The organism is Prosthecobacter debontii, assembly GCF_900167535.1.
Taxonomy (GTDB): Bacteria; Verrucomicrobiota; Verrucomicrobiia; order Verrucomicrobiales; family Verrucomicrobiaceae; genus Prosthecobacter; species Prosthecobacter debontii.
Genome location: NZ_FUYE01000011.1, coordinates 156,123 through 170,683 on the forward strand (window position 1 = coordinate 156,123; position 14,561 = coordinate 170,683).

Annotated in this window: 10 protein-coding genes; 4 read left to right on the forward strand and 6 right to left on the reverse strand. The window is 56.5% G+C overall.

Features of this window, described 5'->3' with window-relative positions; translation table 11 throughout:
• Positions 1 to 100: 100 nt before the first annotated feature.
• Positions 101 to 964 carry an alpha/beta hydrolase gene (locus B5D61_RS16520; RefSeq protein ID WP_217699006.1) on the reverse strand — a complete coding sequence of 288 codons (864 nt, stop codon included), beginning with the start codon at positions 962 to 964 and terminating at the stop codon, positions 101 to 103.
• A 124-nt stretch (positions 965 to 1,088) separates the two neighbouring features.
• Between B5D61_RS16520 and B5D61_RS16525 the strand changes: the two genes are divergently transcribed.
• A complete protein-coding gene (locus tag B5D61_RS16525) occupies positions 1,089 to 2,192 on the forward strand; it encodes a hypothetical protein (RefSeq protein ID WP_078814519.1) in 1,104 nt (367 codons plus the stop codon).
• Positions 2,193 to 2,209: 17 nt separating this feature from the next.
• Here the strand turns inward: B5D61_RS16525 and B5D61_RS16530 are convergent, their stop codons facing one another.
• Entirely contained in the window at positions 2,210 to 2,947 is a 738-nt protein-coding gene (locus B5D61_RS16530) for a hypothetical protein (protein WP_078814520.1), read from the reverse strand.
• Positions 2,948 to 3,053: 106 nt separating this feature from the next.
• Here B5D61_RS16530 and B5D61_RS16535 point away from each other — a divergent pair, with 106 nt between their 5' ends.
• Complete coding sequence (locus B5D61_RS16535; protein ID WP_078814521.1) at positions 3,054 to 6,593, forward strand: serine/threonine-protein kinase; 3,540 nt, start codon at positions 3,054 to 3,056, stop codon at positions 6,591 to 6,593.
• Positions 6,594 to 6,617: 24 nt separating this feature from the next.
• Here B5D61_RS16535 and B5D61_RS16540 read toward each other — a convergent pair whose 3' ends face one another.
• The 3 genes from B5D61_RS16540 to B5D61_RS16550 form a co-directional block, all read right to left on the reverse strand.
• On the reverse strand, positions 6,618 to 7,895 hold the full coding sequence (locus B5D61_RS16540; RefSeq protein WP_078814522.1) for a PQQ-like beta-propeller repeat protein: 1,278 nt from the start codon (positions 7,893 to 7,895) through the stop codon (positions 6,618 to 6,620).
• A gap of 87 nt (positions 7,896 to 7,982) precedes the next feature.
• Complete coding sequence (locus tag B5D61_RS16545) at positions 7,983 to 8,972, reverse strand: type II secretion system F family protein (protein ID WP_078814523.1); 990 nt, start codon at positions 8,970 to 8,972, stop codon at positions 7,983 to 7,985.
• A 47-nt stretch (positions 8,973 to 9,019) separates the two neighbouring features.
• Positions 9,020 to 10,207 (reverse strand): glycosyltransferase family 4 protein, encoded by a 1,188-nt coding sequence (locus B5D61_RS16550; protein ID WP_078814524.1) that lies wholly within the window; start codon positions 10,205 to 10,207, stop codon positions 9,020 to 9,022.
• A gap of 89 nt (positions 10,208 to 10,296) precedes the next feature.
• Between B5D61_RS16550 and B5D61_RS16555 the strand changes: the two genes are divergently transcribed.
• Positions 10,297 to 11,685 carry a sulfatase-like hydrolase/transferase gene (locus B5D61_RS16555; protein WP_078814525.1) on the forward strand — a complete coding sequence of 463 codons (1,389 nt, stop codon included), beginning with the start codon at positions 10,297 to 10,299 and terminating at the stop codon, positions 11,683 to 11,685.
• 128 nt (positions 11,686 to 11,813) lie between these two features.
• Entirely contained in the window at positions 11,814 to 12,884 is a 1,071-nt protein-coding gene (locus B5D61_RS16560) for a hypothetical protein (RefSeq protein WP_078814526.1), read from the forward strand.
• Positions 12,885 to 12,965: 81 nt separating this feature from the next.
• On the opposite strand, the gene B5D61_RS16565 is transcribed toward B5D61_RS16560, so the two are convergent.
• Positions 12,966 to 14,525: a glycerol-3-phosphate dehydrogenase/oxidase gene (locus B5D61_RS16565; protein ID WP_078814527.1), complete on the reverse strand. Its 1,560-nt coding sequence runs from the start codon at positions 14,523 to 14,525 to the stop codon at positions 12,966 to 12,968.
• Between the last annotated feature and the right edge of the window lie 36 nt (positions 14,526 to 14,561).

Genomic DNA, 14,561 nt, shown 5'->3' on the forward strand with positions numbered 1-14,561 from the left:
CGCATTATGTCCGGGAGCGGCGCGTGGTAAAGTGGGGAGTTCAGGACCCTAGGTGGAGCGACAGCTTCCTCTCCGCACAAATGTCGCTCTTAAAGCGGGCTCATCGCCTCAAATGCCGGTCCAGAAAGCCGATGGCTTCATCCAGAATCTCTCCATAGGCCAAGAAGGCCCCAACGTGGCCACGCCCTTTTTGCCAGACCAGTTCATGTGGGATGCCTGCCTGGGCCAGTGCCGCGGCATAGCGGGTGGTTTGATCTGGCGGCACGAGGGTGTCGCGTGTGCCGTGATAAAGGAACACGGGAGGGTCGGAAGGGTCGAGATGAGTCACGGGCGAGGCCTCGGCATGAAGGCTGGGTTTTTCCGCCAGTGAACCGCCTAAATAGGCGGCGACGATGGGACTGCGTGGGAAGCGACGAAGGTCTGTGGGTGCTCCACCCGCCACCACGGCCTGAATCCGCAAACTCGCGGGACCGTTGACGGCGCCGAGTTGGGCCGCCAGTTGCCCGCCTGCCGAATACCCAAAGGCAGCCAGGCGGTCAGCACGCAGATGCAGTTCTGCCGCGTGGGCACGCAGGTAGCGCAAGGCCTGCTGGAGGTCGTGAAGCTGAGCCGGGTAAATCGCTTCTGGGGCGAGGCGGTAGGTGGCGTTCAGGACCACATATCCGCGCCGCGCGAGGTGTTCGGCAATGCCCTCCATGTCACTGCGGCGGTCGGTATTGGCCCAGCTACCGCCGTGAATCAGCAACACTCCCGGCCAGGGACCGGGGCCCTGAGGCACATACAAATCTGCGGGGATCGCCTGCGGCCAACTCGGCGGGGTGTAAACTATATCGCGTTGATAATCAAAGCCACCCACGCGGATCGGTTTCACGGGCTGCCCCGTGAGGGAACCCTCCCGAGACGTGCAGGAGTTGAGCGAGACCAGCAGAGTGCCGAGAAGGAAATACCAGGACTTTTTCATCATGATGATGGGAGGCTGGGTAACATTCGGATGAAGCCGTGAAATAGATTCACGGATTGCTCGGGCGAGACGTGGTCAGGGCAGCGGAGAGCTTGCAGCTTATGGGATTTCAGCGCATAGGGAGGCCATGCTTCGGGGCGCAGAACAGTGGCTTTGGCCGTATTTGACTCGTGAGCGGCATCGGGTGAAGATTTCACCGAATCAGCCGCTGCACGCTTGCATTGCCGTGTGCGATCACTTTGAGCCGCTGCACCATACCGACAAAGCGGGGGCGCTGCGGGCCATTGGAGATTGGCAGAAAAACTGGCCGAACTTGGTCAGTCAGAATCGCGACAGCGGGGGCCGCGGGCCGAGACACACGTATTTTTACCCGATCGAGCAGTATGATGGCGATCTGCTCGCTCCCGTGGCGGAGCTTTGTGCCCGCACCGGAAGTGAGGTGGAGATCCACCTCCATCACGACAATGACACCGAGGAGACCGTGACCAAGCTGCTGACGGACGGGGTGGAAAATCTCGCCCGCCATGGATTACTGAGCCGGGCCGACGACGGCAGCCCGAAATACGCGTTCATTCATGGCAACTGGGCTCTGGATAACTCGCGCCCAGATGGCCGTTGGTGCGGGGTTTCCAATGAGCTGACCGTCCTACGCCGCACGGGCTGCTATGCCGATCTCACCATGCCGAGTGCGCCTGACCCCTGCCAGACTTGCACCCTCAACGCCGTCTATTATGCCCGTGAAGATGGCTGCGCGAAGTCGCATGACCACGGCATCCCGGTGCAGGCCGGGAAAACGGCGGCTTTGCGTGATGAGGCGGATCAGTTGCTCCTGATTCAAGGACCGCTCGGACTGAACTGGAAACGGCGGAAGTGGGGCGTCTTGCCTCGACTGGAAAATGGTGATCTGACCGGGGCAAACCCGCCGACGATTCAACGGATGCGTTTATGGCTGGAGCTCTGCCCACGAGTCAAGGACGGCGCACCGTGGGTTTTCATCAAACTGCATACCCATGCTGGCATTCCGCAGAATTACCGCACGCTGCTGGGTGATCCCGCTCGACGGTTTTATCAAGGGTTAGCTGACCTCGCTGCCTCCTGGCCAGGGTTTCATTATCACTTTGTGACGGCTCGCGAGATGGTGAATCTCATCCACGCGGCTGAGGATGGAAAAACGGGGTCCCCGTCAGAATGGCTGGATTATCGCCACCGCCGTCCGCCCGTGTTGGGGTAAGTAAGTGCCCGGCAGGATCAACTGACGAGGCGAAGCAGGTAGCGCACCTCCTCCTGCCAGTCATCCCCCTCCACCGTTTGCTGAACGAGACGTTGAAACTCATGCGCCGCCTCTTTGCGGATTCGGTGCAGGCAGACTTTGAAATCCGAAAGGCTGGGCAGCCCGGCTAAGGTTGCCAGTTCTTGGGAACTGAGGGTTTGCTCTTTCAAATCCGTCAAAATCAAGGGATGCAAGACGTCATACACTTGCGAGCGATTGCGATAGCCGTAGGAACATTTCAAGGTGCTGAGGACCTGTTGCCAAAGCTGTCGCGCAAAGGCGCGATCAAAAGCGAGTTCGGGATTCTGAGTGTCCTCACTGGCATGGCGAAGGTACTGGGTCTCCGCCAGGACAAAGTCGAGCGGCAAATGCTCAATACCTCCGCCCCGGATTTGGGTCTGCTGGCGGGAGAGATTGCTGGAGAGGCGGCGGCGGTAGATGGTGATGATCCAAGTTCGCAGTTTGCCTTGTTTACCGTCATAGCAGGCAAAACCATCGGCATTGGTCAGGATGTGCTGGAAAAACTCTTGGACGGAATCTGCGGACGTGGGCTCATTCAGGCCCGTCCGGCGTGCGAAGTCGTAGAGAGGCAGCCAGTAGCGCAGGGCGACTAGGCGGATGGCTTCATCCCTCAGCGCCTGATCTGTGCTCCGGAGCCTGCCGACAAGCGTTAAGCTTGTTTCTGGAAAACCGTCATTGGCAGAGATGTTCGACATGAAGCGACTGATTTTGACACAATCACCTTTTGAATACCGCTTTAGTAGTTCGGTGGTACAGTTAATCTGTGGATTAATGTGAAATGCCTAGTTTTTTCTTAACAGGATGAGTCCCGGTCCTTCAGACTTAGATGATGATGAAGTGCCCTCTTTTCAGGCCATCATCGAGAATTCATTGAATGAAGAGAATCTCCCGACCGCTTCCTGGTATGGGCCTGAGATGCTTCCACGTGCCGTCGTGATGCAGCATTTACCCCATTACGAGCGTTGGGAGTTTCTGGGAGCCGGTGGCATGGGTATCGTTTATAAAGCTTGGCACAGGGAACTGATGCGGTGGGCCGCGATTAAATTCCTGATCCCCCGCCAAGCCAGCTCACCCCGAGCGCTGGCGCGATTCCAAAACGAAGCGGCTGTGCTCGCGCGCCTGCATCATGCCAATATCGTCCCGGTTCATGACTTTGGTTCGGAAGGCGATGTGGCGTGGCTTGTCATGGAGTATGTGGATGGCATACCGTTGGCGTTATGGGCTAAACAAGCGGTCCGAAAACCCATCGAAACGGCTCAAATGCTGGCCAAGATCGCCCGCGCAGTCGGGGTCGCCCATGCGGCTGGCATCGTTCATCGTGACTTGAAGCCGGGCAATATTTTGGTGGTGGATAATGAGCCCGTGCTTCTGGATTTCGGTCTCGCTCAGCATGCCGCATGGCAGCATGATACTCGCCTCACCGAGGCGGGTGAGCTTGCTGGCACCGTGGCTTACCTGGCACCAGAACAGGTGGACCCAACCCTGGGTGAACCCTCCCCGGCGACCGACGTCCATGCCTGTGGGGTGATGTTGTTCGAGCTCTTGGCAGGGCGGCTGCCACGTTCAGGCTTGGCCTCTCAAATCATTACCAGGCTGCATGAAGATAAACAACCACCACGCCTGGGGAGCGCGGTCAAATCGGTTCGCAAGGAGCTTGATGCCATCTGCTGGAGATCCATGCAGCGCATCCCGGAAGATCGATATGCCAACGGGACGTCACTGGCTGAAGATTTGGAACGCTTTTTAGATGGCCGACCTGTCCGTGCCAGGAATCCCGACTGGTTGGAAACGGCCTATCTCACAGTACGACGCTATCCATGGCTCATTGCGGCAGCAAGCGTGGCCCTCTTTGCCATGGTGATCGCCGTCTGGTCCATCCGACGCATGGAGTGGAGTAAGGAGCGCGCAAGTCTTCTCTCCGAAATCCATCATCAATTGGCCAGTCCCGACTGGACCTCCGAACGGCTGGCCCTCACAGAGAAAAACTTATCTAAAATGAAGACCCTCGACACGGTCTTCGGCAGGTATCTCACAGAATCTCTCATCAACCGAACTCATGCCGAGGTCGTTCGGCTGATGGATGAGCCTCGCCTTTCGGAACAGGAACGGGATCAAGTTGGCGAATTCATCGCTGTTTTAAAAAGCAAAAAATATCCCGAGGCAGAGGCGTTGGCACAAGACTGGGCTGCACGTGACTTGGCGTGGGAGACGATCGGAAGTTTCAATGCCATTTCGGGTCAGGGAATGGCGCCAAATGTTTTGCGCAGGGGTGGGTGGAAAATGTTATCCGATGGAATCCATGCCGTTCCCAAATCGTCTGGCCAGACGTGGAGTTCCCTGTTGGGGGTCCAGAAAGTGGAAGGAGCGATTGAAATCGAAGTGGAGTTCGGTCCGCATTGGCAACAATCCAAAGCCTGTGGGATCAACCTTCTGATTCCTGCGCTTAAAGATGTGCGCTTTTTTGTCTATCAAGCGGAGCGCTTTGCCAATCTTTTGCCGACCTTTGAAAATCCGCAGAAAGAGATGGTTATGGCCATTTCGGTGGAAGATGCCCCCGTGACTTACATGCTTCTGCCGCCTGAGGTGCAAAAGAGCTCTCATCTGGTGATGCGCGGTCGTTATGAAAATGGTGACATGCAAATGTCTCTCAATGGCGGTGATCTCTTGCATTTCACCAGTGTATTTGATTTGGCTCGTCCGCTGACGAACACTTCGTTTTCCATTGTCCTCCCCAGCGAGACGAGCCTGCATAGGGTGGAACTGAGGCGCCGAAACATGACCGTGCCGGCCTCACCATTTGCCAAAGCAGATGACTTGGTCAGCGCTGGCCATCCAGAGGAAGCCATTAAAATCTATGAGAAGTACCTCAATCGGGCCAGTGTACAGACCGAATGTCGGTTTAAGTATGCCGCCTGTCTCGACAGTTTAGGGCGTCCTGTCGATGCCATTCAAGTGTGGCAGCAAGTGGCGGAAGAGTCGCAAGAACCTTGGAAGAGTTTTGCCATGTATGAACTCTGGCGCTGCCAGCTCAGCCAAGGAGACATGGAAAGTGCAAACGCCTGGTTCGACTTACTGATGGCGACACGCCTGCCTCAAATCGTCGCTATGGGGATCCCCACCGCCGAGCGTTTGTTGTTGAATCAGCATTATCTCCCTTTCACTCGAAGCCTCAATTGTCTGCGCCTCTTGCCCAACCAGATTGAGGATATCGATCGAGCGGTGCGGGTGCAAAAGTTTCTCGGGGCCGATGATCGTGAAATTGCCGTGAGAGTTGCGATGGCGTTTCACTTTGCCGAGCGTGACAACCAAGCCCGCCAATATTTTTCACGTGCCATCTCAGCCATCAGACCTTCCACAGTACTGCCGCAGGCGGAGGCTGAGTTAACGTTATCATGCCTGGATCAGTGGGCCAGTGTAGGTGCTTCGGATGGGGATGAGATTTTCCAAGTCTCATTAAAAGCCTGGTTGGAAGCGGTCAGAGGTAGGCCGGTCCCCTATCGGGCGATTCCACAGCTTGAGGATTTGCGCCGGAGACTACGGCGAGGGGTGGTTTTAAAACCCCCGCACTTAGAACTGCTTAACGGCTTGATCTCAGCGCCGGATGTTCTTGCGAGGCATCGGATCGAAGCCTGTCTGATGGCTGGCGAGATCGAAAAAGACCCTGTGCGCCAGCAGGCTGTGTGGAAACAGGCCGCTGAACTCCTTCAATTGAAGGAGGTTGTGCAAGATTACTCCCAACAAAAATTGCATGTCGAATTCGTAGCCCGCAGTTTGGCAAGAGGCTGGACGCCCAATCAAACGATCGAGTGGATGGCCGCTGTTTTGGGTAAAACACGTCCTCTCGTGCAGAAAGAAAGATGGGCTGGACCTTTGATTGGGAGTTTGTCAGGAGAAGAATTCGCGCGTGCTTTCAATCGGGTGTTGCACACCGAACGAGGGCGCCAGTTTGCGCATGATTACATTCTCCGTTCCAGATTGGCTCGTGATCTTGCGAAGGAGGCTTTCCAGATGGTGCTAGTCGCCATCTTCAGCGAAGGGACGGGAGAACGGATCGAAGATCCGTTGGTGACGAAAAATGCAGAACTCTTGGTTCGGGCGTTTTGTAACCACCAGCTTTCGGAGGTGTCCCTCATGCAGTTTCATATTTTGTGGAGCGGCATCAAGACGCCTGCCACCTGGGATGTCTTGATTGAAAACCTGGATCCGGGTTTCAAGGAATCGTTGGCAGCTTTGCTGGCGAAGCGTTACCAAAAACTGGGCAAATCTGAGGAATCTGCCGAATTCACCCGATTGAGCGAAAAAGAAAAACCTGCGCCGAAGACGACGCAGGTTTCTCAATGACTGAAGTTGAGGCGTTTGCCCGACTCAATGAATCTCTAAGCACACGCCTTCTTTGGTGCTGCGAGCAAAGATGCGATCGTAGGCCAGAACGGGGTAGCTCCACACTTTGCCGTCCAGGACATCATCGCGCTTCAGCTCGATGTATTTTTCGGGGTTGGCTTCCACCACGACGATCTCGCCTTTGTCGCTGAGAGCGATGATTTTATCACCTGCCAAGATGGCCTGGCCAGGGCCAAAGCCGGGCTCTTTCCACATGTCTTTTCCCGTGCGGATGTCCACGCAGGCCAGAGGGCCAGCCCCGTATTCCTTGAAGCTGAACATGCCATAGAGATAACCATCCTTCACGAAGGGGGTGCTCCAGTGATTGAAGCACTCGTTTTCCCGACGCCAGATCTGTTCCGCCGAGAAGTCGTTGCCTTTTTTGCTGACCTTGAAGGCACCTGCTCCCACGCCGTAACCGGCCGAGCAATAGACGATATCTTCCCACACCACAGGGCTGGCCGCCGTGGAGACTTTGAAGGGGTAATCCGCACGCCAGAGCACCTTACCATTTTCCGGTGTCACGGCGACGAGGCCCACTTGGGTGAAAAAGATGGCCTGATGCACACCATGGATGTCCGCAAGGATCGGGGTGGCATGGGTCATCTTGTCGTTCTCACCTTTCCACACGACATCTCCGGTCTCCTTATTCAGGCCGAGCAGGGCTTGGCCTTCACCGCCCCCGCACATGAGCAGGATGTTGCCATCAATCACAGGTGAGGCGGCGTTCTGCCACTTGATCTGCACACCGGCGTTCTCCTTCATCACGTCACGGTTCCAGATCGGCTTACCCGTCGCTGCGTCAAAGCAGAAGACTCCGAGGTTGGCATCGATGGCATAAACCTTGTCGCCATTCACCACGGGAGTGGAACGAGGGCCATCGCCACCTTTGTTTTCAGGGGTGCCCGCGTCACCACCACCATCATATTTATTGATCACCGTCAGTGGCTTGCTCCACAGCTCTTTGCCAGTCCGCACATCCAGTGCCACCAGGGTTTCGCCGACGTTACCTTCACTCTCACCAGTGACGATGGTAAAGGCCTTGGCACCAGCGACCGCAAAAGAACTGAATCCGCTAGGGGTATCGGTCTTCCACAGGGTCTTGATTTGGGCGTTCTTCCAGTTGGCCACTTTGGTGGCGGCGGTGGTGCCGTCATTGTTCGGGCCGCGAAACTTGCCCCATTCGGCAGGGGCGGTTTGGGCATAGAGTCCGGCTGTCGTGAGCAGAGAGCCACTGATCAGGGCAAGGGTAGAGCGGTTCATAGAAATGGGTGCGAGCCGTTTTGAACGGATTTCAGGCGCGGAGTCTTGCCAAACCAGCGTCTTACAGCAAGCAAAGTCCTAGAAAATTCACAAATTCTCCATGAGTTGCCGGACCTCACCATAGTAACCCGCAACCATGGCGTAGATCCGATAAACGACGAAGACGACAATGATTGCGTATCCGATCTTGGGAATCCAGAGGCTGGCCCGTTGAAGAGCCTGCTCGGCATTTTCACTCTCCCACTCGGCCCACCGAGCCATTTCCTCATCCAGTCTGCCGACTTCCTCCGCCGTGGCCATGGCGTTGACGAAGAGCGTATCAAAGCCGTTCGAACTCGCCAAAGCGGAGGCTAAGGGTTCTCCCGCCTCCACATCTTGAGCCGCTTTTTCAGAGCCCGCTTTGAGCAAACCCGATTGAGAAGCTTCCCCCGCCATCTGGCAGACGGTTGAGATGCGGATGCTCGATAAAAGTCCAGCGTGGAAGACGCGGCAAAAACGTGCCAAAGCCCAATGCCGACGAGCCGCCCCGAGCCAAGGCAGGCGATTGAGCTGAGCGTCCATGGCTTGCGAGTGGGCTGCCATGAGATTGACCCTTTTCCATATCCAACCGGCGCATCCTAACCCGATCCAGAGCAACAGGAAGGCACCTCCTACCCGGGAGAGAAAACCTTCAGCATCACCCCGAGAAACCGCAGCGGGAATTTCAGGCAGTAAGATGGCCAGATGCAGCAGAATCAGAGGATAAACCATGGCGCTACGCATCTGCCGAGTTGCTTTGCTAGAGGCTTCGTAATAATGAGCGAGGTGACCGAAGGCGGTGCTGAGTTGACCACTATGCTCGCCAGCCTGAATCATGGCCAAATCCAGTCCGGTAATGAGGCTGCTGTTATGAAGGCGGAGGGCTTCCGTGAGACTATGACCTTCAGCAAGACCACGCTGCAAACCGAGGGCGAATTGTCGGCTCGCAGGCGGTGTCTTTTGGGCAAGCAGCAGGGTCAAAGAACGATCCAGGTGAAAGCCCGCCTGGATCATTTTGGCGAGCTCTCGGTAGAGCGCAGTTTTTTCCGCAGCATTCATGGACTCATGATCTGAATTGAGCAGACAGAATCGAGTTCAAAATGAACTCAATGATCGGACGCATACCGGTAGGCCTTCAGGAGAGATTCGACACTGCGATCCCAGCTCAGTTCTTCCGTGAGTCGTTGATGACCGATTTGGCCCATGCGTTGGCGGCGTGGGGCGTCGTCCAGTAGCTCCAAGATGCCATCGCCTAACTGAATGGCTGAGTTCTCTTCGATGTACAAGGCGGCGTCACCTGCGGAGTAGCGTCCTTCACGAGTGCCAAATAGGACTTGGGGTTTGGCAAAGGCCATGTACTCCAGCGTCTTGTTCATCGTGCAGTGGTCGTTGTAGTCGTTGATGGGATCACAGGCCACCCCCAGGTCCATGGTCTTCAATCCCGTAAACAAGAATTCGTTGCTGACTCTTCCTGGCATGGAGATGAAGTCCTGGAGGCCGAGTGAATCTCGCAGTCTCACCAACTCATCATGCTCGGGACCACTCCCCATGAGGAGGAACTGCACATCCGTGCGTTGGCGAGTTCCCACGATGTATTTCGCGGCTTCGATGAGGTAATGCACGCCATCCGCATTTCCCATGACGCCGATGTACCCGACGAGAAAAGTCCGGCCGTTTTTAAGGGCGGGATCAGCGGAGATGGCAGTATCCAATTGGTTAGGCGCCGTGCGCACCACATAAACTTCATCGTCACGCTTACTCCCGCGTTTTTTCACGGCGGCGAGTACACTTTGATTGGTGGCCATCACGGCGTTGGCGAGGGCCAAGGTGCAGCGTTCCGCCGCTCTTACAGCCCAATACAGCCATCCCCGCCGACCAAACTTGGCTTCGAACATTTCAGGCCAAAGATCGTGAACATCATAGATTACCTTCACGCCTCCGAGTAGCTTGAACGGCCACGCGACGAGGAAGAGTAAATCGGGAGGATTGCAGAGATGGATGATGTCAAAACCCTGTCGTTTCCAAGCCTTAAGCGCGCAGGTCCACTCGCCCCAAAGCGCCGTGGCATATTCCAAGATGAATCCACGGATGCCCCGAGCCTCATCGCTGATCCAATGCCGATAAATCTGGATGCCTTCCAGGAGCTCTTCGGCCTGGGTGTAGCCGCGCATTTGTGGGCAGATCACAGTGACGGTGTAGCCCGCATCACGTAGAGCACAGGCTTCTTGCCACACACGACGATCCAGAGGAACGGGCAGATTTTCGACAAGGATCAGGACGCGCTGGCTGGCCATGAGACAAAGCCTTGTCTCGCTGATCCAATCCGCAAGTGAGCTTATCGATTTTCACGCGAAATCACGGTCTTTGGCATCGTTCCCCTGAGATGCGCTATTTTCTGTTGTTCCTGTTTGTCTGCAGTTCCCTCCTGGCGGCTCAGCCCAACATCATTCTCATCGTCAGTGATGATCAGGGATATCCGGACCTGAGCTGCATCGGCACTAAACCAGTGAAAACCCCGAATCTGGACAAGCTCGCGGCAACGGGAGTGCGCGGGACGGATTTTTATGTCACTTGGTGCGCTTGTACACCCTCACGTGGGAGCATCCTGACGGGACGTTACCCACCACGCAATGGACTCTATGACATGGTGCGCAACGATCTCGTGAACTATGGTTATGTCTATTCGCTCTCGGAATATTCGGTGTCGCCCGAGATGACCTTGGGACTCGACCCGAAGGAAGTGACCATCGGCGACATGCTGAAAAAAGCAGGCTATGCCACCGGGTGCGTTGGCAAATGGGACATGGGTCAAGCCAAGCGTTATCTGCCGCTTCAGCGCGGCTTTGACTTCTTCTATGGCCATGGCAACAACGGCATCGATTACTACACCCACGAACGTTATGGGGTGCCCTCCTTGTTCCGTGGTAATGAACGCACCCAGGAAGATCGGGGGAAATACATCACCGATGTGTTTCGCCGGGAAGCTCTCTACTTCATGAATGAGCATCTGGGGCGCAAACCTCTCTTTCTCTATCTGGCATTCAATGCTCCGCATAGCGCCTCTTCATTCCCTGAGGACACCGTTGCGGGTAAAAAGAAGAGCGGGGTGGGTGTGCAGGCACCGGAAGAGTATGTGGCGATGTATCGTGACACGGTGAAGGACGAAAAACTGGCGCGTTATTATGCGGCCGTGACCTGTATGGACGATGCCATTGGCGAGCTCATGAAGACTGTGGAGAAGGCAGGGCAAAGCGAGAACACGCTGTTCCTCTTCCTTTCAGATAACGGCGGCAGTGGCAATGGTGGCAATGCTCCTCTGAGAGGCAGCAAGAGCACCATGTGGGAAGGAGGCCTGCGGGTGCCTTTCATTGCCTGCTGGCCGGGTAAGCTGCCTGCGGGGAAAGTGACGAATGAGTTCATCACCTCCCTCGAGCTCGTGCCTACCCTCCTGGGTGTGGCTGAGACAACACCGCCTCAAGACATCACCCTGGATGGCTTCGACATGCTGCCGATTCTTCAGGGAAAAGCGAAGTCCTCGAGACAAGACATGTTCTGGCAGCGCCAAGATGATAAGGCCGCTCGAGTGGGCCATTGGAAGTGGCTGGATTCCGCCAAGGGCAAAGGTCTCTATGATTTGAGTACGGACATCGGTGAAACCAAGGATCTCTCCCAAGAGAAACCCGAGGTGCTGAAGATGATGCAAGACCGCTTCACCGCCTGGCGCCGGGAGATGGATGCCACCGAGCCCCGTGGACCGTTTCGTGACTATTGAGAGTGAGTTTAGGAAGGGGGAAGTGTGGTTTTCCGATTTTTACGCAAGTCGGAGGGTGGGCATGCATCAGGGGGATGAAGGGCAGCGAGACGTTGCTCGGATTTACCTGACTTCAGCATTTCCATCTCATGAAAACATCCCTCTCCATCCGCTCGGTTTCGCAGATCCTCGGCTTCTGTGCCTGTCTGAGCCTCAGCCCCGCTGCTGTCGAGGCGGCCAATGTCACGATCCCTGGGCTGCGTCTTCCCAACATCACCTCTTACGCTCCACCCTATGCCACTGCGGGAGCCAAGGTGTATGCCAACATTGAGTATCCCCAGTTCTCCAACTCGAAACCCGTCACCCCCACGGGTGTCGAGTTCCTTCGTTCCGACGGTCGTCGCGTCGCAGTGGCTGCCGTTGCGGAGACGAGTGGTTTGATCAGCTTCGTCCTCCCGTCCAACGCCGTGACCTGTCGCCCAGCTCTTTTGGGGCCGAGTGGCATGCGATTGGAAGAGCAGCTTGAGTTTCGCGTGGTTTCGCTCACGCAGACCCCACGTGGTGTCACTCTCATCAATCGGACCCAGTATGTGGTCGGTAGCGTGAGCACCAGTGGACGTGAGTTGTTGCCCTCAGACAGCACGATTGACCAGACCCGGGCACGATTCTTCAGCCTGAGCATGACTTCGACCCCCACGGCTTTGAAGCTGCAGATGCAGCGTCGCACGGCGAGTAATGCTCTGATTCCGATGATGGAACTGCAGGAGACGGTGGGTGGTGCTTTTCCAGGGACCCAAGTGCCGGTGATTTACACCGTGCTGGATCTCGAACGGCTGACGGTGGCGGAGATGCTCGGAGCTGGCAACGGGTCTTCGGAATGGACCCTTCATCATCGGGGGCAGAACCGTCGGATGATGGTTCAATACAACGGCACGGTGACGCTTGAAGAACGTGTCAGTGGTACGGTGCAAGTGCAGAGATACATGCTGAAAGAGGTGTCGTGGTCTAACAACTCACCCAATGTTCAGTTTGCCTTGGTGGATAGTTCGGGGAACCTGGGTGAGACCGTCGTTTTACACCCGCCGTTTCAGACTTTTGCGGCAATGAAGTTCGGTCAGTTCAGCTACGAAGATGTACCGCCAACGCTGCTCTCCTCCGGCTCTGGAGAGCCTGGAGCGGTGACCACCCCGGTGCCTTTGTTCATGGTTCGTGTGCGCTGAAAAGAAAGATGAAGCCATGTTCACTCGGCCTCGTGAAATCTCAGAGATTTCACGAGGCTTTTTTCGTTTCAAGATCACGAATCAATGACTTGGAGGGAGAAGATAACCCTCGGCGAGCTGGACATAGGCTTTGATTTGGCGGGCCTCCCAGGCGGCATCTCGCCCCAGCTCCACGGCCAGCAGATGGGCGACGGTCGGCGCTGCCTCCATACTCGCTCGTGCATCGAGGAGTAGCGCGCGGGTGCGCCGGGCCAGGACATCCTCCACCGTGCGAGCCATCTCGTGACGCGCATGCCACACCACTTCGGCTCTTAGAAACTCCAACTTCGGATGCAGCGGCTCACCCAGACTCGGGTTTTCCTGAATGAGGGCGCGGACACCCACGGCGTCGCTGCCGTAGTAGTGCAGATGACTGGCGGCTTCCTCCTGGCTGGCACCCGCCCCATGGATGGTCAGATCATGGGTGCCGCAGTGGTGATGCTCTAAGGCTCCGATCATCTCCGCATGGTCAATGACATCCTCCGCCATCTTGCGATACGTCGTCCACTTGCCCCCCGCGAGCGTGATGAGACCTGAGTCCGAGACGGAAATGAGGTGATCTCTCGACAAAGCGGCGGTGGAACTGGCATCGGCTTTGATCAAAGGACGCAACCCGGCATACACACTCAGGACATCCGCCGGCGTGGGGTCACGCGTCAGATAGCGGGTGATTTGGGTGAAGATGAAAGCGATCTCTTCCTCCAAAGCGCGAGGTTCGAGTGAAGCCTCTTCCACCGGCGTGTCCGTCGTGCCCACCACCACGCGACCGTGCCAAGGCACTGCAAAGAGCACTCGGCCATCATCTGTTTTGGGGATCATGATGGCCGTTTCGCCTGGCAGAAACTCACGCGGCAGCACAAAATGGATGCCTTGACTGGGGCTGAGCATGGTCTTCGCTTGGGCATCATCCATGCGGCGGACTTCGTCGGCAAAGACACCCGTCGCATTAATCACGGCACGGGCTTGGATCTCCCTTTCTTCTCCGCTCTCCTCATCTCGAAGTCGAACGCCAGAGACATGCGGCCCCTCTTTGAGCACGCCGCAGCAGCGCGTGTAGTTCATCAACACCGCTCCGAGTTCCTCAGCGGTTTGCGCTAGATTGATCGCGAGCCTTGAGTCATCAAACTGACCATCGTGATAAATGATGCCACCGGTGAGATCTTGCTGCTCAATGTTCGGGAGCAGGTCGATCACGTCCTCTCGATTCAAATAGCGGGAAGGTTCCAGCCCGAGTTTCCCGGCTAGGCCGTCATAGACCTTCATGCCGATGCCGTAGAAGGGCCCCTCCCACCAGTGGTAGTTCGGGATCACAAACGGCAGGCTATGCACCAGATGCGGTGCATTTCGGCACATCAGTCCACGTTCACGCAGGGCCTCCAGCACCAGGGAGACATTGCCCTGCTTCAGGTAACGCACCCCGCCATGCACCAGCTTCGTGCTGCGGCTGGAGGTGCCTTTGGCAAAATCCGCCTGCTCCACCAGTAGGACGGTGTGTCCACGCTCGGCGGCATCCACAGCTGCGCCCAAACCTGAGGCCCCTCCACCGACGATGACGAGATCGAATGACGACGGCAGCTCGGCGAGGGAAGCGGGGCGTTTCATAGCAAGTGAAGACTAACCGATTTCGCAGCCCGCTGC

Coding starts and splice junctions, on each gene's coding strand:
- B5D61_RS16520 (WP_217699006.1), bottom strand. CDS start 964: ATGATGAAAAAGTCCTGGTATTTCCTTCTCGGCACTCTGCTGGTCTCG.
- B5D61_RS16525 (WP_078814519.1), top strand. CDS start 1,089: ATGCTTCGGGGCGCAGAACAGTGGCTTTGGCCGTATTTGACTCGTGAG.
- B5D61_RS16530 (WP_078814520.1), bottom strand. CDS start 2,947: ATGTCGAACATCTCTGCCAATGACGGTTTTCCAGAAACAAGCTTAACG.
- B5D61_RS16535 (WP_078814521.1), top strand. CDS start 3,054: ATGAGTCCCGGTCCTTCAGACTTAGATGATGATGAAGTGCCCTCTTTT.
- B5D61_RS16540 (WP_078814522.1), bottom strand. CDS start 7,895: ATGAACCGCTCTACCCTTGCCCTGATCAGTGGCTCTCTGCTCACGACA.
- B5D61_RS16545 (WP_078814523.1), bottom strand. CDS start 8,972: ATGAATGCTGCGGAAAAAACTGCGCTCTACCGAGAGCTCGCCAAAATG.
- B5D61_RS16550 (WP_078814524.1), bottom strand. CDS start 10,207: ATGGCCAGCCAGCGCGTCCTGATCCTTGTCGAAAATCTGCCCGTTCCT.
- B5D61_RS16555 (WP_078814525.1), top strand. CDS start 10,297: ATGCGCTATTTTCTGTTGTTCCTGTTTGTCTGCAGTTCCCTCCTGGCG.
- B5D61_RS16560 (WP_078814526.1), top strand. CDS start 11,814: ATGAAAACATCCCTCTCCATCCGCTCGGTTTCGCAGATCCTCGGCTTC.
- B5D61_RS16565 (WP_078814527.1), bottom strand. CDS start 14,525: ATGAAACGCCCCGCTTCCCTCGCCGAGCTGCCGTCGTCATTCGATCTC.